Source organism: Sphingomicrobium nitratireducens (assembly GCF_026157035.1).
GTDB classification, from domain to species: domain Bacteria; phylum Pseudomonadota; class Alphaproteobacteria; order Sphingomonadales; family Sphingomonadaceae; genus Sphingomicrobium; species Sphingomicrobium nitratireducens.
In genome coordinates this window covers 129,639-149,443 of sequence record NZ_JANJZA010000001.1, presented here as the reverse complement: position 1 = coordinate 149,443, position 19,805 = coordinate 129,639, and the positions used below count along the sequence as shown (strand labels likewise).

General features: G+C 67.5%; 19 protein-coding genes. 6 read left to right on the top strand and 13 right to left on the bottom strand.

Annotated elements, in window-relative coordinates; all coding sequences use genetic code 11:
- The first annotated feature begins 24 nt into the window (after positions 1-24).
- Together NNY25_RS00745 and katG are read left to right on the top strand one after the other, a co-directional pair.
- Entirely contained in the window at positions 25-453 is a 429-nt protein-coding gene (locus NNY25_RS00745) for a VOC family protein (RefSeq protein ID WP_265569452.1), read from the top strand.
- 140 nt (positions 454-593) lie between these two features.
- Positions 594-2,786 carry a catalase/peroxidase HPI gene (gene katG / locus NNY25_RS00740; RefSeq protein WP_265569451.1) on the top strand — a complete coding sequence of 731 codons (2,193 nt, stop codon included), beginning with the start codon at positions 594-596 and terminating at the stop codon, positions 2,784-2,786.
- Positions 2,787-2,842: 56 nt separating this feature from the next.
- Here katG and NNY25_RS00735 read toward each other — a convergent pair whose 3' ends face one another.
- Genes NNY25_RS00735 through ccoN form a run of 11 tightly spaced genes read right to left on the bottom strand, consistent with a single transcriptional unit; the run spans position 2,843 to position 12,837 of the window.
- The gene (locus tag NNY25_RS00735; protein ID WP_265569450.1) at positions 2,843-3,526 is read right to left on the bottom strand and encodes a Crp/Fnr family transcriptional regulator; all 684 of its coding nucleotides are present in this window, start codon (positions 3,524-3,526) and stop codon (positions 2,843-2,845) included.
- 15 nt (positions 3,527-3,541) lie between these two features.
- Complete coding sequence (locus NNY25_RS00730; protein WP_265569449.1) at positions 3,542-3,787, bottom strand: hypothetical protein; 246 nt, start codon at positions 3,785-3,787, stop codon at positions 3,542-3,544.
- Positions 3,777-5,096 (bottom strand): oxygen-independent coproporphyrinogen III oxidase, encoded by a 1,320-nt coding sequence (gene hemN, locus NNY25_RS00725; RefSeq protein ID WP_265569448.1) that lies wholly within the window; start codon positions 5,094-5,096, stop codon positions 3,777-3,779. Before hemN ends, NNY25_RS00730 begins: the two co-directional genes overlap by 11 nt.
- A 44-nt stretch (positions 5,097-5,140) precedes the next feature.
- A complete protein-coding gene (ccoS, locus tag NNY25_RS00720) occupies positions 5,141-5,302 on the bottom strand; it encodes a cbb3-type cytochrome oxidase assembly protein CcoS (protein ID WP_265569447.1) in 162 nt (53 codons plus the stop codon).
- The gene (locus NNY25_RS00715; RefSeq protein ID WP_265569446.1) at positions 5,299-7,422 is read right to left on the bottom strand and encodes a heavy metal translocating P-type ATPase; all 2,124 of its coding nucleotides are present in this window, start codon (positions 7,420-7,422) and stop codon (positions 5,299-5,301) included. The genes ccoS and NNY25_RS00715 overlap by 4 nt, the downstream gene beginning before the upstream one ends.
- Positions 7,419-7,868, bottom strand: coding sequence for a FixH family protein (locus tag NNY25_RS00710; RefSeq protein WP_265569445.1), 450 nt, complete (start codon positions 7,866-7,868; stop codon positions 7,419-7,421). The genes NNY25_RS00715 and NNY25_RS00710 overlap by 4 nt, the downstream gene beginning before the upstream one ends.
- Positions 7,865-9,346: a cytochrome c oxidase accessory protein CcoG gene (ccoG, locus tag NNY25_RS00705; protein ID WP_265569444.1), complete on the bottom strand. Its 1,482-nt coding sequence runs from the start codon at positions 9,344-9,346 to the stop codon at positions 7,865-7,867. Before ccoG ends, NNY25_RS00710 begins: the two co-directional genes overlap by 4 nt.
- Positions 9,330-10,286 carry a cytochrome-c oxidase, cbb3-type subunit III gene (gene ccoP / locus NNY25_RS00700; RefSeq protein WP_265569443.1) on the bottom strand — a complete coding sequence of 319 codons (957 nt, stop codon included), beginning with the start codon at positions 10,284-10,286 and terminating at the stop codon, positions 9,330-9,332. Before ccoP ends, ccoG begins: the two co-directional genes overlap by 17 nt.
- Complete coding sequence (locus NNY25_RS00695) at positions 10,279-10,449, bottom strand: cbb3-type cytochrome c oxidase subunit 3 (RefSeq protein WP_265569442.1); 171 nt, start codon at positions 10,447-10,449, stop codon at positions 10,279-10,281. Before NNY25_RS00695 ends, ccoP begins: the two co-directional genes overlap by 8 nt.
- A complete protein-coding gene (gene ccoO, locus NNY25_RS00690; protein WP_265569441.1) occupies positions 10,446-11,183 on the bottom strand; it encodes a cytochrome-c oxidase, cbb3-type subunit II in 738 nt (245 codons plus the stop codon). Before ccoO ends, NNY25_RS00695 begins: the two co-directional genes overlap by 4 nt.
- A 10-nt stretch (positions 11,184-11,193) precedes the next feature.
- Entirely contained in the window at positions 11,194-12,837 is a 1,644-nt protein-coding gene (gene ccoN, locus NNY25_RS00685; protein WP_265569440.1) for a cytochrome-c oxidase, cbb3-type subunit I, read from the bottom strand.
- A 205-nt stretch (positions 12,838-13,042) separates the two neighbouring features.
- On the opposite strand from ccoN, the gene NNY25_RS00680 reads away from it, so the two are divergent.
- Genes NNY25_RS00680 through NNY25_RS00670 form a run of 3 tightly spaced genes read left to right on the top strand, consistent with a single transcriptional unit; the run spans position 13,043 to position 15,126 of the window.
- Positions 13,043-13,291, top strand: coding sequence for a hypothetical protein (locus tag NNY25_RS00680; protein WP_265569439.1), 249 nt, complete (start codon positions 13,043-13,045; stop codon positions 13,289-13,291).
- A 6-nt stretch (positions 13,292-13,297) separates the two neighbouring features.
- Positions 13,298-14,425, top strand: coding sequence for a YcaO-like family protein (locus tag NNY25_RS00675; RefSeq protein WP_265569438.1), 1,128 nt, complete (start codon positions 13,298-13,300; stop codon positions 14,423-14,425).
- Positions 14,422-15,126: a TfuA-like protein gene (locus NNY25_RS00670; RefSeq protein ID WP_265569437.1), complete on the top strand. Its 705-nt coding sequence runs from the start codon at positions 14,422-14,424 to the stop codon at positions 15,124-15,126. Before NNY25_RS00675 ends, NNY25_RS00670 begins: the two co-directional genes overlap by 4 nt.
- Here the strand turns inward: NNY25_RS00670 and NNY25_RS00665 are convergent.
- A complete protein-coding gene (locus tag NNY25_RS00665; RefSeq protein WP_265569436.1) occupies positions 15,110-16,672 on the bottom strand; it encodes a winged helix-turn-helix domain-containing protein in 1,563 nt (520 codons plus the stop codon). The two genes, NNY25_RS00670 and NNY25_RS00665, sit on opposite strands and share 17 nt — an antisense overlap.
- 397 nt (positions 16,673-17,069) lie before the next feature.
- On the opposite strand from NNY25_RS00665, the gene NNY25_RS00660 reads away from it, so the two are divergent.
- Positions 17,070-17,675 (top strand): GNAT family N-acetyltransferase, encoded by a 606-nt coding sequence (locus NNY25_RS00660; RefSeq protein WP_265569435.1) that lies wholly within the window; start codon positions 17,070-17,072, stop codon positions 17,673-17,675.
- A 184-nt stretch (positions 17,676-17,859) separates the two neighbouring features.
- Here NNY25_RS00660 and acs read toward each other — a convergent pair whose 3' ends face one another.
- Positions 17,860-19,749: an acetate--CoA ligase gene (gene acs / locus NNY25_RS00655; RefSeq protein ID WP_265569434.1), complete on the bottom strand. Its 1,890-nt coding sequence runs from the start codon at positions 19,747-19,749 to the stop codon at positions 17,860-17,862.
- Positions 19,750-19,805 lie beyond the last annotated feature (56 nt).

Here is a 19,805-nt window from a genome sequence, read left to right as displayed (position 1 = left end):
CCCCTCGCGGCCTAGCGATGGGCAATGCGTCCGCCCTTCCATCTCGCCTTCCCCGTCGACGACCTCGAGGCGGCGCGGCAATTCTACGGCGGCCTGCTCGGGTGCCGCGAAGGGCGCAGCAGCGACCGCTGGATCGACTTCGACCTGCACGGTCACCAGATCGTCGCGCACCTCGCGCCGCGCGACTCGGCAAGGGCGCACAACCCGGTCGACGGGCACGATGTCCCGGTGCCGCATTTCGGACTGGTGCTCGACCCGGCCGCATGGCGCGACCTGGCCGACCGGTTGCGCGCCGGGGGCGCCGAGTTCGTGATCGAGCCGCACACCCGCTTTGCCGGCCAGGCGGGCGAACAATCGACCTTCTTCCTCTACGACCCGTCCGGAAATGCGCTGGAATTCAAGGCTTTTGCCGATCCCGCGCAGTTGTTCGCGACCGACCGAAGCGGGCAATGAAATCGATTTTGCCCGCTATTGCGTGCTGCACAAATCGAAGCAGTCGATTGAACAGATGAAATCAGCTTGTTGGACTCGGCGCCTGGTGCGGGTTCATTCCATGCTCGCAATTTTCTCTTACGGATCTCGAGGAGCGCGACATGGACAAGAAGACTGGCGATGGTTTCAGCGGTTGCCCGATGCACCAGGACGGGGTGATGCGATCGCTCCTCGGCCGCACCAACCGGGACTGGTGGCCCGACCAGCTCCAGCTCGAGATCCTGACGACGCAAGGCAAGTCGGCCAACCCGCTCGGCGAGGACTTCGACTATGCCGAGGCATTCAAGAGCCTCGACTACGACGCGCTCAAGAAGGACCTTACCGCGCTGATGACCGACAGCCAGCCCTGGTGGCCGGCCGATTACGGGCATTACGGGCCGTTCTTCATCCGCATGGCGTGGCACGCGGCGGGGACCTACCGCACCGGTGACGGGCGCGGCGGCGCGTCGAGCGGCCAGCAGCGCTTTGCCCCGCTCAACTCGTGGCCCGACAACGGCAACCTCGACAAGGCGCGGCGCCTGCTGTGGCCGATCAAGAAGAAATACGGCAACAAGATCAGCTGGGCCGACCTGTTCGTGCTGACCGGCAATGTCGCGATCGAGAGCATGGGCGGACCGGTGTTCGGTTTCGGCGGCGGCCGCGCCGACGTCTTCGAACCCGAGATGGTCTACTGGGGCAGCGAGGAGCAGTGGGTCAACGAGGGCGTCGCCACGCGGATCATTCCCGACGAGGGCAAGGCGCTCGAAAACCCGCTTGCGGCGATCCAGATGGGCCTCATCTACGTCAATCCCGAGGGCCCCGGCGGCAATCCCAACGACTGGGAAGGCATGGCGCGCGATATGAAGGAAACCTTCGCGCGCATGGCCATGAACGACGAGGAGACGGTCGCGCTGACAGCCGGCGGCCACGCCTTCGGCAAGGCGCACGGCGCCAAGCCCGCCGATACTTTCGGCGGATCGCCCGAAAGCGAGCATCTCCAGCTGATGGGCTTCGGCTGGCTGACCGATCCCGAGGAGATCGGCAAGGGCCACATCACGACGAGCGGCATCGAGGGTGCGTGGACGCCCAACCCGACGCAATGGGGCAACGACTATTTCCGCCTGCTGTTCAAGTATGAATACGAGCTGGTGCAGTCGCCCGCGGGCGCCAACCAGTGGCAGCCGATCGACCCGGACCCCGAGGACATGGCGCCCGATGCGCGCGACCCGTCCAAGAAGGTCCCGACGATGATGACGACCGCGGACATGGCCCTGAAGCGCGACCCCGACTATCGCAAGATTTCGGAGCGTTTCCGCGACGACCAGGCCGCGCTCGACGACGCGTTCGCGCGCGCCTGGTTCAAGCTGACCCACCGCGACATGGGCCCCAAGGTCCGTTACCTCGGCCCGGAAGTGCCGGCGGAAGACCTCATCTGGCAGGACCCGGTGCCGAAGGGCTCGATGCCCTCGGACGGCGCGGTGTCGGCGTTCAAGGACAAGATCCTCTCGTCGGGCCTTTCGGTCAGCGAACTGGTCAAGGCGGCGTGGGCGTCGGCTTCGACCTATCGCAAGTCGGACCATCGCGGCGGCGCCAACGGCGCGCGCGTGCGGCTTGCCCCGCAGAAGGACTGGGCGGTCAACGATCCGGACGAGCTGGCGAAGGTCCTCTCGAAGATCGACGAATTGCGCGGGGACCTGTCGATGGCCGATGCGATCGTGCTGGCCGGGACGGCGGCGGTCGAAAAGGCCGCGCGAGATGCCGGGCACGATGTCGACGTGCCGTTCACCGGCGGTCGCGGCGATGCGAGCGAGGCGCAGACCGACGCCCATAGCTTCGAACCGCTCGAGCCGTTTGCCGACGGTTTCCGCAACTACTTGAAGACCAAGGCGAGCGTGAAGACAGAGGACATGCTGGTCGACCGCGCCGAGAACATGAACCTGACGATCCCCGAGATGACGGTGCTGATCGGCGGGCTGCGCGTGCTCGGCGCCAACACCGGCAATGCAAAGCACGGCGTCCTTACCGATCGTTGCGGCCAGCTCACCAACGACTTCTTCGTCAACCTGCTCGAGATGGGCACGGTGTGGGAAGTGGTCGACGAGAGCGGTGACGAGGAATTTGTCGGCAAGTGCCGCATCCATGGCAGCGAGAAGTGGCGCGCGACGCGCACCGACCTCGTGTTCGGCTCCAACTCGCAGCTGCGGGCGGTGGCCGAGGTCTATGCCGAGGACGGGCACGAGAAGAAGTTCGTCGACGACTTCGTCGCGGCCTGGGTCAAGGTGATGAACGCCGACCGTTTCGATCTCCACACCTGACACGCGACGCGAGTGTGGAAGCGAGGAGGGGGCGCCGAGCGATCGGCGTCCCCTTTTTATTCGTCGAGCGCGCGCAGCGTCTCGCGGTCGAGCAGGGTGACGCGGCGCGAGCCGCGCGGGGCGTCGATCAGCCCCTCTTCGCGCATCTCGGTCATCTGGCGGCTGACCGTCTCGATGGTGAGGCCGAGATAGTCGGCCATTTCGCCGCGCGCGATGGGCAGTTCGATCTCGCTGCCGCCCTGCGCTTCGGCGATGTCGAGCAGGAAGCCCGCGATCTTGCCCTTGGCACTCTTGCGGCCGAGCGTGAGCTGGCGCTGGCGCGCTTCCTCGAGGCTTCTCATCGTGCGCTCGAGCAAGGCGCGTTCGAGCCTGGGCCGCTTGTCGAGCACGCGCTCGAAGGCGACGCGTGAGAAGATGCACAGGTCGGTTTCGGTCAGCGCCTCGGTGGTGAGCGCGCTGGTCTCGGTGAAGGGGTTGCCGACGAAATCGCCCGCGAACAGCAGTCCGACGGTCTGCTCGCGCCCTTCGGCGGTCGCGGCCTGCACCTTCAGGGCGCCGGTGACAATGTTGGCGCACAGCGCATTGTCGTCGCCCGCCCAGGTGACGACGCCGCCCGCGGGGATCGTCTTGCGCCGCCCGATGCGGCTCAGTGCGACAAGTTCCGCGTCGCAAAGCGAGGCGCATAGCGCCGTGTCGCGCACGAGGCAGTCCTGGCAGCGTACGGGAAGCGGCTCGTCCATAAGCCGCCTTTGCCACTACGGCGCGGCGCTGTCATCCCCCTCTTCCACCACGTTTTTCTTCCTGAGGCAGCAGGCGTGACAGCCGGTCATGGGGCCGTCGTCGCCCTGTTCCGGCTGGTGTCCCTTGTGCATGGGCCCATGATGGCCGCGCACCGGCATGGCCCGATGCGCCATCGCCGGTCCCGTTCCCAACATCGAGAATGGCATCAGCGCCATGCCGAGCGAGGCGGCTGCAGCGGGGAACAGCGCTCTAGACGGCACTGGAAAACCGCCTTGCCGAGACCTGCCGGTGCGGATCCATCGTCGCGGCCATGGCGCGCGCATAGGGCCAGCCCGCCTCGGCAATGCGCCACTCGCCGCCGTGACGTTCGAGCAGGCCGCGCTCGAAGAAGGGCGCGAGGCGGTCCGCGATCTCGGTCGCATCGGGGAGGGCTGCGATCTTGACCGCGCCGTCGCACAGGAAGCGTTCGATCGCGCGGCCGCGCAGCCGCTCGAGCGGGCCGAGCGTGACGCCGCGCGTCGCCGGCAGCATGCCGCTCGCGACGCGCATCGCCCATCGCCCGTTATTCTTCTCGTTCTGGACCAGCGCGTTCGCGAAGCGACTGATCGAACTGGCGCCCATCCCGATCAGCGTGTCGCACGGATCGTCGGTATAGCCCTGGAAGTTGCGCCGCAGCCTCCCCATGCGCGCCGCCTCGGCAAGCGGGTCGGCGGGCAACGCGAAATGGTCGAAGCCGACCGCCTGCCAGCCCTGCCCGACCATGATCGCGCGCGCCGCCTCGGCCATGGCGAAGCGTTCCCCGGGGCGCGCGAGCGCGTTACCGTCGATGCGGCGCTGGCGCGGGATGAGGTCGGGGACGTGGGCATAGCCGAAGATCGCCATGCGGTCGGGGGCGAGGGCGAGCGCCTGCTCGATGCTGCGCGCAAGGAGCGTCTCGTCCTGGCCGGGAAGTCCATACATCAGGTCGAAGTTGAGGCTGTCGACGCCCGCATCGCGCAGCAGGTGGACCGCGCGCGCGACCGTCTCGAACGACTGCTCGCGGCCGATCGCGCGTTGGATCTCTGGGTCGAAGGTCTGAACGCCGAGGCTGGCGCGGCGTACCCCGGCGCGGGCCAGCGCGGCGGCGAATTCGGCGGTGAAGTTGCGCGGGTCGATCTCGACCGACCAGCTCGCCTTGTCGCCGCCCAGCGCGTCGAGCAAGCGGGTCGAGAGGCGGTCGAAATCGGCGGGCCGAACCGCGTTGGGGCTGCCTCCGCCAAAGGCGACGCGGACCACGCGCCCGCGCCCTTCGAGCCGCGCCGCGACAAGGTCGATTTCTTCCCCGAGCCGGTCGAGATAGGCGGCAAGGCGCGCGCGGCGGTTGGCCGCGCCGGTATTGCAGCCGCAGTAGAAGCAGATCTTCTCGCAGAAGGGGATGTGGAGGTAGAGCGACAGCGGCTCGTGTTCGCCGACCGCGGCGAGGCCGTCGGCCTGCGCCTTTCCGCCGACCGCGTCGGTGAATTCGGCAGCGGTCGGGTAGCTCGTGTAGCGCGGCACCGCGCGTGCGAGGAGGTCGGCATGATAGGTCATGCTGCCGCTCTTCCCGACTATGGGCGCTCCTGCCTTGACCCGCGTCAAACGGTCGGCGGCAGCTCGTCGTCCTCGTCGATGAGGATGCGCATCGAGGCGCCATCGAGATCCTCGAACTGGCCGTGCTTCATCGCCCAGAAGAAGGCAGCAAGGCCGAGAAGGCCGAGCCCGAGCGCGATCGGGATGAGGGTGGCGAGAACGGTCACTTTGCCGCCCGCGCAAGGCGCAGCGAATTGGCGACGACGATCAGGCTCGATCCCGACATGGCGATGGCGGCGACCAGCGGGGTGACCTTGCCCATCAGCGCAAGCGGGACGGCGACGATGTTGTACGTGATCGCCATGCCGAAATTCTGACGGATGACCTTCATCGTGCGCCTTGCGGCGCGGACCGCGCGCGGGACGGGCGAGAGGCTTTCGCCGAAGAAGAGATAGTCGGCGGCAGTCTGCCCGACGTCGCTGGCCGACGAGGGGGCCATCGAGACGTGCGCGCGTTTGAGCGCGGGGCCGTCGTTGAGCCCGTCGCCGACCATCAGCAGTTTGCGGCCGTCGGCTTCGGCCTGCTCGATCCGCGCGGCCTTTTCCTCGGGGGAGACGCGTGCGCGGCCTTCGATCCCGACCGCGTTGGCCACCGCGGCGACCGCAGCTTCGTGGTCGCCAGACACCATGGAGGCGGGAAGGCCGAGCGCTTCCAGCTCTGCCACTGCGGCGGCGGCATCGGGGCGGAGGTGATCGTCGAACAGGATGATCGAGGCCTCGCCGCCGACCGGTCCGAAGGCGGCGAGCGCCTTGGTCGCGTGGTCGGGGGCCTCGGTGCCGACCCAGTCGGGGCGGCCGAAGCGCCACCTGGTACCCTCGACGCTGGCCTCGATGCCGAGGCCCGGTTGCTCGGCCAGGCCGTCGACGTCGGCCTGCGCCGTTCCCTCGAGCGCGCAGGTGACCGCGCGGCTGAGCGGGTGGCGGCTGGCGCCAGCGAGCGCGGCGAGCACCGCGCGCCGTTCGGGCGAGGTGGGGAGGCCCTCGGCGTCGATCCGCCCGAGCGTGATGGTGCCGGTCTTGTCGAACAGCACCTCGTCGGCTTCGGCGAGCCGTTCGAGCGCGCTGCCTTCGCGCACCAGGATCCCGGCCTTCATCAGCGCGTTGGCGGCAACCACCTGCGCCACCGGGACGGCGAGGCCGAGCGCGCAGGGGCAGGTGATGATGAGCACCGCGATCGCGATCAGCATCGACTGGTGCCAGCCAACACCTGCGATCATCCAGCCGACGAATGCGGCAAGCGCGAGCGTGTGAACCGCGGGCGCGTAGAGGCGCGCGGCGCGGTCGGCGATGCGGACATAGTCCGAGCGGCTCTCGCTGGCGCGCTCCATCAGCTTGGCGATCTCGCTGATTGCGCTGGCCTCGGCAGGGGCAGTGACCTCCATCGTCACGGGCGCGGCGAGGTTGACCGTGCCCGCGAGCAATTCTGCGCCCGCGTCGACTGTCTCGGGCAGGCTTTCGCCGGTCACTAGCGAGCGGTCGACCTCGCTATGGCCTTCGACCAGGGTGCCGTCGGCGGGGATGCGCTCTCCCGCCGCGACCAGCACTCGGTCGCCGGGCAGCAGCATGGCGACCGGGCGCCGGACCTGCTGACCGTTTTCGATCACGGTCGCCTCGCGCGGGAGCCGCTTCATCAGCGCGGTCACCGCGCCCTCGGCCCGCGCGCGCATCATCGAATCCGCGACCCGGCCCGCAAGCAGGAAGAAGAGCAGCATGACCGCGCCGTCGAAATAGGCGTGCGCGCCGCCAGTGACCGTCTCGTAAAGGCTCATCGCGGTGGCGAGGATCACGCCGATCGAGATCGGCACGTCCATGTTGGTGCGGCGGTTCCTCAGTGCGGCGAGCGCGCTCCGGAAGAAAGGCTGGCCCGAATAGAGGACGGTCGGGATGGCGATGATCGCCGAGAGCCAGTGGAACAGTTCCCTGGTGATGCCGCCCGCGCCGGACCAGACCGAGACCGAGAGCAGCATGATGTTCATGGTCGCAAAGCCCGCGACCGCGAAGGATTTCAGGAGGGCTTTGGTCTCCGCGCTCTTGGCGCTTTCGACCTCCTCGCCGGCATAAGGGTGCGCATCGAAGCCGACGCCTTTGAACGCCTCGATGATGATCGCTTCGTCGAGGCCGGGGACATGGTCGACCCGGACGCGGCGCGCCGACAGGTTGACGCGCGCGGCCTCGATCCCCGGCGTTTCGGGCAGGCCGCGCTCGATCCGCGCGATACAGGCCGCGCAGCGCATGCCCTCGACTGCATAAAGCGACTGGACGGGGCCGGGCGGATGGGGGGCGGTCATCCCACCAATATAGGATGAATGAAGCGCGCTTCATCCCCATCCGCCGAGACGCGCAAGTGAACCTGCCAACGGCCCTCCGGGAGCCGCTCGGCGCTTCGCCACTGGCCGGGCGCGGTCTGGATCAGGGTCAGCGGCTGGTCGAGCGCTTCGCGCAGGCGGTGCCGTGCGACCGCTTCGACGGTCGCGCTGTCCGCGCCTTCGAGCCCGACGAGAACATGGCCGTCGGCGCCGAGGCCCGCATGGCTGGTCCAGCCGAGTGCGTCCTGGCGTCGGCTTGCCGCGATCCAGTCGTTGTAGTTCTGGCTTGCGACATAGCTGTTCTTGACCACCAGCCCGCCGAAATGGTCGACCGCTCGCGTCGCCATGTAGACGTTGACCGCGATGACGATGCCGAAGAAGAGGACGAGCACGCCCAGCATGTGACGGCCGGTAAAGCGGTGGGTCATGGGCGGTCTCCCGGGCGGTTGAAGAAGGTCTCGGCGATCGCTTCGCCGCCTTCGTCGTCGGCGGCGCGCGTGGTGAACAGGATGCGCTCCTTGTCCTCGCCCGTGGCGGGCGCGGCGACATAGACGGTGCGGCGAAGGACGGCGTCGGCGGGAACGTCGAGGGTCAGGGTCGCGCCCGCATCCTCGCGCGGCATGCGGTCGTCCCACATCTCGTAATCCTCGAGCCCCTGCAATGCGACGGTGAAGCGGCGCGGACGCGCCTGCATGTTGCGCAGCTTGAGCGTGTAGCCGTTGCGCACGTCGCCGTCGGACAGGGTGATGTAGAGCGGGTTGCGCGTCTGGCCCGCGTCGAGTTCGATCCGGCTGCGGTTGCCGAGCGCGAACAGCATGGCGAGCCCGATCGCGCCCCACACCGCGAAATAGACAAGCGTGCGCGGGCGCAGCAGCCGCTCGAGCGGCGGGCGCGGATGCTTGCCCTCGACCGCGAGCTTCTCGTCCTCGACCGTGGTGTAGCCGATCAATTTCTCCGGGCGGTCGATGCGGCGCATCACCTCGTCGCACGCATCGATGCACAGGCCGCAGGTGATGCAGCCGATCTGCGGGCCTTCGCGAATATCGACCCCGGTCGGACACACCGCGACGCAGGCGAGGCAGTCGATGCAGTCGCCCTGCGGCATCAGTTCGGCGGCGTCGTCGACCTGTTTCGCGGCGCGCTTGACGCCGCGCGTGCGCGGCTCGCCCCGCCAATATTTGTAGGTCACCAGCAGCGACTTGTCGTCCATCAGCGCGGTCTGGATCCGCGGCCAGGGGCACATGTAGATGCACACCTGTTCGCGCAGGAATCCGCCGAAAATGAAGGTGGTGGCGGTGAGGATGCCGACGGTCGCGTAGGCGACGCCCGCCGCTTCGCCGGTGACGAAGTCGCGCGCGAGCGTGGGTGCGTCGGCGAAGTAGAAGATCCATGCGCCGCCGGTGGCCATCGCGACCAGCAGCCACAACGTCCATTTGGTCAACCGCTTGGCGAGTTTCTTCGCGCCCCACGGTTCGGCGTCGAGCTTGAACTGGTCGCGCCGACCGCCGTCGACCAGCCGCTCGATATGCATGAACAGGTCGGTCCACACGGTCTGCGGGCAGGCATAGCCGCACCATGCGCGCCCGACTGCGGAGGTGACGAGGAACAGGCCCAGCGCGGCCATAATGAGGAGGCCCGCGACGTAGTAGAATTCATGCGGCCAGATCTCGATCTGGAACATGAAGAAGCGGCGGCCCTCGATATCGACCAGCACCGCCTGGTCGGGCGCGTGCGGACCGCGGTCCCAGCGCAGCCACGGGGTGACATAGTAGATCGCCAGCGTGACCGCCATGATCGCCCACTTGAAGCGGCGGAACGGGCCGTCGACTTCGCGCGGGAAGACCTTCTTACGCGCTTCGAAGAAGCGGTTGACCTCGTGGTCGGTAAGGTCAGCGAGGCTGGACATTCTGCTCCACCGGATCGGGCGTCTTGCCCGCCGCGTCAGCAGCTTCCGCGGAATCGTCCTCGGGAACGAATTCCTCGCCGCCGCCCAGCGAGTGGACGTAGGCGGCGAGCATCTTGACCGTCACCGGGTCGAGCCGGTTCGACCAGCTCGGCATGATGCCGTAGCGCGCATTCGACACCGTCTCGACCAGGCTCGCGCGGTCGCCGCCATAGAGCCAGATTGCATCGGTGAGGTTGGGCGCGCCCTGCGTGCGGTCGCCCTTGCCGGCGGGGCCGTGGCAGGCAGCGCAATTGGTTTCGAACAATGCCGCGCCGCGCCGCGCAGAGGCATCGGCTTTTCGCGCACCCGCAATGACCTGGACATGGCTAACCACGTCCTCGATCTCGGTGCGCGTGAGGAGGCCGTCGCGCCCGAAGGCGGGCATCTGGCTCATCCGCGTCGCGTCGTTGCCGGGTTCGCGGATGCCGTGTTCGAGCGTGGTGTGAATCGCCTTCAGGTCGCCACCCCACAGCCAGTCATCGTCGTTGAGATTGGGATAGCCGGTCGACCCGGCCGCGCCCGCGCCGTGGCACTGGACGCAATTGACCTTGAAGGCCGCGCGCCCGCCCTCGACCGCAGCGGCGAGCAGGCGGCTGTCCTCGGGAAGTCGCTCGATCGGGATCTGCGCGATGGCCAGTGTCAGCGGGGCCTTTTCCTCGGCAGCGGCGTCCATTTCGGCGGCCAATTGCTCGCGGCTCGACCAGCCGAGCGCGCCCTTCGTCGCCTGTTCGATCATCGGCCAGGCTGGGTAGAAGACGGTGTAGCCGATCCCCCAGATGATGGTCGCGTAGAGCGTCCACAGCCACCAGCGCGGCATCGGCGTATCGAGCTCCTCGATCCCGTCCCACTCGTGCCCGACGGTCTGCGTGCCGGTCGGTTCGTCGATGCGCTGCTCAGCCATCGGCCTGGTCCTTCTGTTCTTCGGTGAGGATGCTGGTGGCGGCGCGCCGGTTGGCGTGCTTGCTGCCCGGGCGGAAGGCCCAGCCGACGAAGCCGAGATAGAGGAGGAGCATGGCCAGCAGGAACCAGCTGTCGGCGAAATGGCGGAGCGTCTCGTAGCTCATTGCGCGAGCTCCTGCGCTTCGACCTTCGAGAAATCGACCTGCGTGCCGAGCTGCTGGAGATAGGCGACGAGCGCGTCCATCTCGGACACCCTCTTGGGGTTGCCGTCATAGTCGCGCGCCTCGGCGCCGGGGTAGCGGGACTCGAGCCCGGTCACGTCGCCCTCGCCGGTCGCCTGGACGCGCATGTCGTCCTCGGCGGCCGCGATCGCTTCGTCGTCATAGGGCACGCCGACCGCGGCGAGCGCGGCGAGATTGTCGCCGAACCCGTCGATGCGAAGGTCGCGATCCTTGAGGAAGCGATATTGCGGCATCACCGATTCCGGGACGACCGACTGCGGGTCTTCAAGGTGCTGGACGTGCCATTCGTCCGAGTAGCGTCCGCCGACCCGCGCGAGGTCGGGGCCGGTGCGCTTGGAGCCCCACTGGAACGGGTGGTCGTACATGCTCTCGGCGGCGAGGCTATAATGGCCGTAGCGTTCGACCTCGTCACGGAACGGGCGGATCATCTGGCTGTGGCAGGTGTAGCAGCCTTCGCGAATGTAGATGTCGCGGCCGGCCTGCTCGAGCGGCGCGAGCGGGCGCACCCCCTCGACCCGTTCGATCGTGCTGTCGATCCAGAAGAGGGGCGCGATCTCGACCAGCCCGCCGATCGCCACGGTGACCAGGCTGGCCGCCGCGAGGAGCGTGACGTTCTTCTCGAGCTTCTTGTGCTTGTTGACGATGCTCTGGCGCATGGCTCGATCCTCAGGCCTTGGCGGGTTGCGGGAGGGGGCGGTCGGCGGCCGCGTCGTAGGGGGCGTCGGTCATCGGCGCCTCGTCGCGCAGGCGTCCCTTGATGGTCATCCAGATGTTGAAGACCATCACGAGCGCGCCGCTGAAGTAGATGAGGCCGCCGGCGAGCCGCATGACGTAATAGGGGTTCATCGCGGCGACGACGTCGGCGAAGGCGTAGACGAGGAAGCCGTCGTCTCCATATTCGCGCCACATCAGGCCCTGGGTGATGCCCGCCACCCACATCGAGGCGGCGTAGATGGCGATGCCCAGGATCGCGAGCCAGAAGTGCCAGTTGACCATCCGCAGCGAATAGAGGCGCGTCCGGCCCCACAGGCGCGGAACGAGGAAATAGAGGCACGAGAAGGTGATCAGCCCGTTCCAGCCGAGCGCGCCCGAATGGACGTGGCCGATGGTCCAGTCGGTGTAGTGCGAGAGCGAGTTGACCGCCTTGATCGACAGCATCGGGCCCTCGAAGGTGCTCATGCCGTAAAAGGCGAGGGCTGCGACCATCATGCGGATGATGGGGTCGGTGCGCACCTTGTCCCACGCGCCGTTCAAGGTCATCAGCCCGTTGATCATGCCGCCCCAGCTGGGCATCCACAGCATCACCGAGAAGACCATGCCGAGCGTCTGCGCCCAGTCGGGCAGCGCGGTGTAGTGGAGGTGGTGCGGGCCCGCCCAGATGTAGAGGAAGATCAGGCTCCAGAAGTGCACGATCGACAGGCGGTAGCTGTAGACCGGGCGCTCGGCCTGCTTGGGCACGAAATAGTACATCATCGCAAGGAAGCCCGCGGTGAGGAAGAAGCCGACCGCGTTATGCCCGTACCACCACTGGGTGAGCGCGTCCTGGACGCCCGCGAACAGCGAATAGCTGCGCGTGCCGACGAGGCTGACGGGCATGGCGAGATTGTTGACCACGTGGAGCATCGCCACCGTCAGGATGAAGGCGAGATAGAACCAGTTGGCGACGTAGATATGGGGTTCTTTGCGCTTGATGATCGTCGCGACGAACACGACGAGATAGGCGACCCACACGATGGTCAGCCACAGGTCGACGTACCATTCGGGCTCGGCATATTCCTTCGACTGGGTGATGCCGAGGACGTAGCCGGTCGCGGCCAACACGATGAATAGCTGGTAGCCCCAGAACACGAAGCGCGCGAGGCCGGGCAGCGCGAGGCGCGCGCGGCAGGTGCGCTGGACGACGTAGAAGCTGGTGGTGATGAGCGCGGTGCCGCCGAACGCGAAGATGACCGCGCTGGTGTGCAGCGGGCGCAGGCGGCCGAAGGTGGTGTATTCGATGCCGAGGTTGAGCACCGGCCAGGCGAGCTGCGCGGCGATGACGATCCCGACGAGGAATCCGACCACGCCCCAGAAGCTGGTGAGGATTACCCCGATGCGGATGAGCTGGTCGTCGTAGCGGCTTTCGAGGTCGCGGGCGCTGGGGCGCAGCAGGCCGATCTGGTTGGCGCTGGCGAGCGCGGCAACGATGCCGGCAGCGGCGAAGACCATCATGTGGAAGCCGAACAGCCCGTCGCGCGCGAACAGCGCGACGAGGATCGCCGCGATCGCCGCGACGAGCCAGCCGAAGCTGCGCGTAAATGCCGTGTCCATGCCGAGTCCCTTCCCGCGGAGAATTGATTGCGCAACGGACTAGGCGGACGCGCGGCAAAGCGGTTTGATCGACGTCAAACGGGCCGTTCTCCAGAGAGAGAAGTCCCGCAAAAAGGTGATTTTTCGCTGATGCCGCTTACAGCGTTAACAAACTCTGTTATAAGGCGCGCTTCGCGACGAAAGGGACCACGCGATGGAGGGCGATATGCCGAAGAAAACCAACAGGTTCATCATCAAGGAAGGTGATACCTATTACGTCACGACCAAGCTTCTGGTCTACGATCAGAAGGCGGCCGGCGGCGATCCGGACAAGATCGCCGGCTATGACAAGATCAAGGACGCCTATAACCAGGGCAACAAGGAGTCCGCCGAGGCGGAGGCCGGAGCCTTCGAGGTGCGCGAGGTCTCGGATGCCAAGGTTCTCGGCCCCATCAACACCGGCGACTGGCCCTAAGGCCAGTTGATCGGGCCGCCCGACACCAGCCGGGCGGCCCCGCCCGACACGCTTCTTGCCGCCGCGCGGCGCGCGGCGGTGGAAGCGGGCGTCACGCGGCTGGCCGACGTGACCCGGCTCGATTGTATCGGCCTTCCTGTCTGGCAGGCGGTGAGGCCGATGAGCCGCGCGCTTTCGGTCCACCAGGGCAAGGGCGCGACCCATGCCGCCGCGCAGATCGGCGCGCTCCTCGAAGGCGTCGAGAGCGATGCAGCCGAACGGTTCGAGGGCGAGGGCCCGACCGCCGCCTGGAACGACCTCGATCCGGTCACGCGCCCCGCCGATCTTACCGGGCTCGCCCGCGATCCCGACGCGCCGCCATCGCCTGATCGACCCTATCGCTGGGCAAAGGCCGAGCGACTGGGCAGCGGCGAGGCATTTCTTCCGTTCGACACGGTCTCGCTCGACTTCACGCGCGGCTTCCCGACCGATTTCGAGCGCGCCAGCGCCGGGGTCGCGACCGGCACCACGCGAGACGAGGCGATCCGCGTCGGCCTGTCCGAACTGGTCGAGCGCGACGCGCGTGCCGCCTTTACCCGCGCCGACGATTTCTTCCGGCTCGAACAGGAAATCACGCTGTCGAGCATCGCGTTCGACTGGTTCGGCGCACTGCGCGAGCGGCTGGAGCAGGCGGGCGCGAGCCTGCGCGTCTTCCACTTTCCCTCGCTGACCGGAACGCCGGTGATCGCGTGCACGCTCGCCGACCAAGGCAAGGGCGTGCTCGCCTATGCCTCGTTGCTCGGCCACGCGGCGCATGCCGATCCCGAGCAGGCGCTGTTCCAGGCACTGGCCGAGGCGCTGCAGGGCCGCGCCACCTATATCGCGGGCGCGCGCGACGACCTCTTGCCCGAGCATTACGAGAAAGCGGTGCGCGCGGGCTTCCTCCTTGCGCCGCCGCCCGCGTCCAATGTCGACGGCAAGCCGTTCGGCGCGATCCCGCCAGGGCCCGATGACTGGCAGGCCCTGTCCGACCGGCTGGCGCAGCGCGGGTTCGCGGATCAGTTCGTCGTCCCGCTGCGCGATGCGCATGGCTTTACGACAGTGCGCGTGACGGTGCCGGGGCTGGGGACGCTCAGGAAGGGGAGGCGGCCTTGATCGTCTTTGCCGGTCCCTCGCTGCCGCCCGACTCGCGTCCCGAGAATCCAGCGTTCGAGTGGCGACCGCCGGCGCGCGCGGGCGACTTTGCAGCTCTGTTGGACGATCCGCCCGGCCTCGTCTGCTTGATCGACGGGCTCTTCGACAGCGTGCCCGCGCCCTTCCACAAGGAAATCCTCGGCCTGATGGCCAAGGGCACGCGGGTGATCGGCGCCTCGAGCATGGGCGCGCTACGCGCCGTCGAACTGGCTCCGTTCGGCATGGTCGGGGTCGGCGCGATCTACCGGGCCTATGCGAACGGACTACTGACCGGCGACGACGAGGTCGCGCTCGTCCACGGCGACGCGCGGATCGGGTGGAAGGCGGTGAGCGTGCCGATGGTGGAAGTGCGTGCAACGTTGGTGGAAGCCGTGCGGTCGGGAGCCGTGACGGCCGGGCAGGCTCGCGCGCTGCGGACGTGCTGGCACGACATCTTCTACGTCGATCGCGACTGGCCGCAGATGCGCACGGAAGCGGCAGGCCTGGCGGATGCCGCGACGCTTGCGCGGATCGAGGCGCTGCACGTGCCGCTGAAACAGCGCGACGCGCTCGCCTGTCTCGATGTCGCACTCGGCGGCGAGCTTCCGGCTCCCGCCACGCACGCGCCGCCCGAGACCCTCTTCTACAAGGGCCTCCTCGACGGGGTCAGTCGATTTCGCTGATCGCTTCCTGCGCGGCGTCGATCAGCACCTTGCCCGCGCCGTTCTTGAACGGGTGGTGATCCTCGAACCAGGCGAAGATGCGCTCGTTGCCGGGCCGCTCGTCGCGGTGCCAGTTCTCGTGCACGCGCCGCTTCCAGGCCGCCATGCGGTCGGCGCCTTCGTCCTTGTCGAAGCGCAGGCGGCACAGCGCGGCGTAAAGTTGCGACCAGATCGAGGCGATCGCGATGCGGCGGAAATTGCGGTCGGCATTGTCCCAGTCGCCCTCGAGCAGGCACAGGCGCCCGAGATCCTCGTGGCTGGGATCGTCGGCGAACGGCTGGATGCCCTTGGACTGTTCGATCAGCCGGTGCGCGGCGTCGAAGTCGCCCAGATAGACCTTGCCCGCCGCGACCTCGTTGAGGCGCGAGGGATTGAATGGATTGCGCTCGAACGCATAGTCGAAACAGCCCTCGGCCTGGTCGAACTCGCGATTGTAGAGGTGGCAGAAGCCGAGCACAGTGTAGGCGTGGACGTGACTGCGGTCGGCGGCCAGCCCCGACTTGGCGAGCGACAGCGCGCGCTGGCGCTGCTCCGGCCCGCTCCAGCCCAGCGCGTTGTAGCCGAGGTCGATATTGTAGAGCCGCACCAGCGGCGGATAGGCGAGCGCGAAGCTCGGCTGCTCGTCGATGATCGCTTCGAGCTTGGCCATCGACTGGCGCGCATCGTGCGCACTGTGCGCCTCGAACGACTGGCGCTTGGCCTTCAGGTAACGGTCGAACAGCGTGTCGCCTGCCTGATCGAGCCCGAGCGAGAGATCCTGGTCGAGCGCGGGGAGCGCGGCGCCTACGATGCGGCGCACGATCGTCTCGACGCCCATCTGCATGCCGGTATCGGCCAGCTTGACGGTTTCCGCCCACACGATGCGCCCGTCGCCGAGCCGCTTGCAGCGCGCGACGATCTTCACGCCCTCGCCGTCGGGCAGGAAAGTCGCGTCGAGCTTGTAGTCGCGCCCGTGGCGATCGCGCGGGGGAATCGTGTCGAGCTGTTCGGCGACCACTTCGATCTCGCGGAAGCGCGACAGGCCGAGCAGCACTTCCTCGCGGATCGCGTCGGCGGCGAACGGGTGGTCCTGCTGGACGACCTCGTCCTTGAAACGCCCGACGATGACGCGCGGCGGATTGCCGGCCGGGTTCTCGAAGGCGGACGCGGACATCATCGGGTCGGGGCGGAAGCCCGCGGGCACGTTCTCGACCGGGGCGAGCAGGCGGTAGCCGCGCCCGTAGACGCTCTCGACATAGGTCGGGGTCTTGGAATCGTCGCCTAATGCATTGCGCAATTCGCGGATGGTCGTGGTCAGCGCCGATTCCGACACCGCCATCCCGTCCCACACCGTCTCGAACAGCGCGTCCTTGGTCAGCAGCTTGCCGTCGCGCTCCGCCAGCGCGAGCAGCACGCAATAGGCCTTGTTGCCGAGCTTGACCGGCCCGTGCGGCCCGTACAGCCGCTCGTCGTTCCGGTCGATCACGAACTCGCCGATCTTGAGGTCTTCCGCGTCGCGCGTTGCCATATACTCCGAGCACCCTTGGGGCCGCGGCCCCCTCGGCACGCCCCACCCGATCCCCTTTTAGGCCCGAAAACGGCTCTGTGAAAAGATTCTGAGTCAGAATCTTTCCAGACCCTCGTCAGGATCAAATCCGCCGGGGGGCGTATCCCTGATCTTGCCAAGGCGATGACCCGCACAAGCGAAAAACCGCCGAGGCGAAAAGGGAGACGCAAGATGTTTAAGAACGTGACCGCATTGATCCTGGCGCTCTGCGTGACGCTGAGCGCGTTCGGCGGAACCGTCGTGTTGTTCGACAACTCGGCCCAGGCGCAGGAGGCTCGCCTTGCTTAAGGAAAAGACCTGCGGACGGTCCGCGTTCACCAATGAAGGGCCGTCCGCGGCGCCTCTGGGTCTCACCTCGATGGCTGCCGATCCGCGCCTTTCCGCGATGATCGCCCATTCGAACATGCGTTCGCTGACCAAGGACCTCGCCAAGGACCTGATGTTCGCCGAATGCTATATCGAGACCGAACGGCTCGTGCTGCGTCCGCTGCATCTCGACGATTACGACGATTATGCGATGATGCTGAGCGATCCCGACGCCTTCACCTATTCCGAGCGCGGTCCGATGACCAGCGACGAGATCTTCACCCGCCTGCTGCGCCATGTCGGCCACTGGGTGCTCCTCGACCACGGCCTGTTCGCGGTGTTCGAGAAGGATAGCGGCCGCTTCGTCGGCGAAGTCGGCTTCGGCGATTTCCGCCGCCAGCTCGGCGACCGCTTCGACGCGCATCCCGAGGCCTGCTGGACGATCGCCCGCCCCTACCAGGGTCGCGGCTACGCCAGCGAGGCGGCGCGGGCGGCGCTGGACTTCGTGACCGAGCGGACCGGAAGCCGCCGCACGGTGTGCCTGGTCCACCACAAGAATGACGCTTCGATCCACATTGCGACGAAGCTCGGGTTCCACCCGTTCGACGAACGGGTGTACCGCGGATATCGGGCGATGCTGTTCTCGCGCGATATCTAGCAAACAGGGGGCCGCGGGTCGGGGAGGTTGTTGCTTCCTCTCCTCCCGCGGCATCGGTGGCCGGGGCTGCGTACCATCCCCGGTCACCGAAATTGCCGGGGATGCGTATCACGCCTCGGTCAGTTTCAGTTCGGGCGGGGGATGCGTATCGTGCCCCCGCCCATTTTTTTGGCGATCGGGCGCCCTACCGGTTCCGCCGCCCCTCGATCAGCGCGTCGACCACGCCCGGATCGGCCAGCGTCGAGACATCCCCCAGGTTCGAAAACTCGTTCTCCGCGATCTTGCGCAGGATGCGGCGCATGATCTTGCCCGAGCGCGTCTTGGGTAGTGCGGGGGTGAAATGGAGGTGGTCGGGGGTGGCGATCGGCCCGATCTCGCCGCGCACTTGGCGGCGCAGCTCGGCCTCAAGCGCCTCGTTTGCCGCCTCGCCCGCCTTGAGCGTGACGTAGCAGTAGATGCCCTGCCCCTTGATGTCGTGCGGGTAGCCGACGACGGCGGCTTCCGCGACGCGCGGGTGGAGCACCAGTGCGCTTTCGATCTCGGCGGTGCCCATGCGGTGGCCCGACACGTTGAGCACGTCGTCGACCCGGCCGGTGATCCAGTAGTAGCCGTCGGTGTCGCGGCGGCACCCGTCGCCGGTGAAATACTTGCCCCGATAGGTCGAGAAATAGGTCGCGACGAACCGCTCGTGATCGCCGTAGACGGTGCGCGCCTGCCCCGGCCACGAGCGGGTGATGCAGAGGTTGCCCTCCGCCTCGCCCTCGAGCGTGCCGCCCTCCTGGTCGACCAGTTCGGGCGCGACCCCGACCATCGGCAGACCGGCCGCGCCGGGCTTCGCCTCGATTCCGGGTAGCGTGGTGATCATGACTCCGCCCGTTTCGGTCTGCCACCACGTGTCGACCACCGGGCAGCGGCCGTCGCCGACGACGTCGTGATACCAGCGCCACGCCTCGGGATTGATCGGTTCGCCGACCGTGCCGAGCAGGCGCAAGCTCTTGCGCGAGCGGCTGGTGACCGGCCCGTCACCCTCGCGCATCAGCGCACGGATCGCGGTCGGCGCAGTGTAGAAGATGGTCACGCCATACTTGTCGACGACGTCCCAGAAACGCCCCGCATCAGGATAGTTGGGAACGCCCTCGAACATCACCTGCGTGGCGCCGTTGAGGAGCGGCCCGTAGACGATATAGCTGTGTCCGGTGATCCAGCCGATGTCCGCGGTGCACCAGAAGATGTCGTCCTCGCGGTGACCGAACACGTCGGCGAAGGTCAGCGCGGCCCAGACGCCGTAGCCGCCCGTGGTGTGGACGACCCCCTTGGGCTTTCCGGTCGAACCCGACGTGTAGAGGATGAAAAGCGGGTCCTCGGCGGCCATCTCTTCGCACGGGCAGTCGGCATCGCTCGCCTTTTCATGCAGCCAGTGGTCGCGGCCATCGGTCCAGTCGACGTCCTCGCCCGTATGGCGCACGACCAGCACCGCCTCGACATCGACGCCGGGTTTCGCGAGCGCGGCATCGACATTGGCCTTGAGCGGCACCGTCTTGCCGCCGCGCAGGCCTGCATCGGCGGTCACCACGAAGCGGCTGGCACAGTCGACCAGCCTTCCGGCGAGCGCCTCTGGCGAAAAGCCGCCGAACACGACCGAGTGGACCGCACCGATCCGCGCGCAGGCGAGCATCGCGGCGGCGCCTTCGGGGACCATAGGCATGTAGATGGTGACGCGCTCGCCCTTGGTGACGCCGATCGCCTTCAGGGCGTTGGCCATCCGCACGACCTCGCGGTGGAGGTCGGCGTAGGTCAGCGCGCGCGCTTCGTCTTCGGGATCGTCGGGTTCGAAATGGACCGCGACACTGTCGCCGCGACCCGCTTCCAGGTGGCGGTCGAGCGCGTTGTAGCAGAGGTTGAGCCTGCCATCCTCGAACCATCGGATGTCGACCGGATCGAACGACCAGTCGCCCGCCCTGCTCGGCCTGCGCGCCCAGTCGAGCCTCGAGGCCTCCCCGAGCCAGAACCGGTCGCTGTCGTCGAGCGATCGGCGATATCGCTCGTCCCGTTCGGTCCGGATGGCGCGGCTCATATCGGTCTCCCTGTGTTGGCGGCATCAGCCTGACAGGCCGCGTGCAGGCTGTCAGC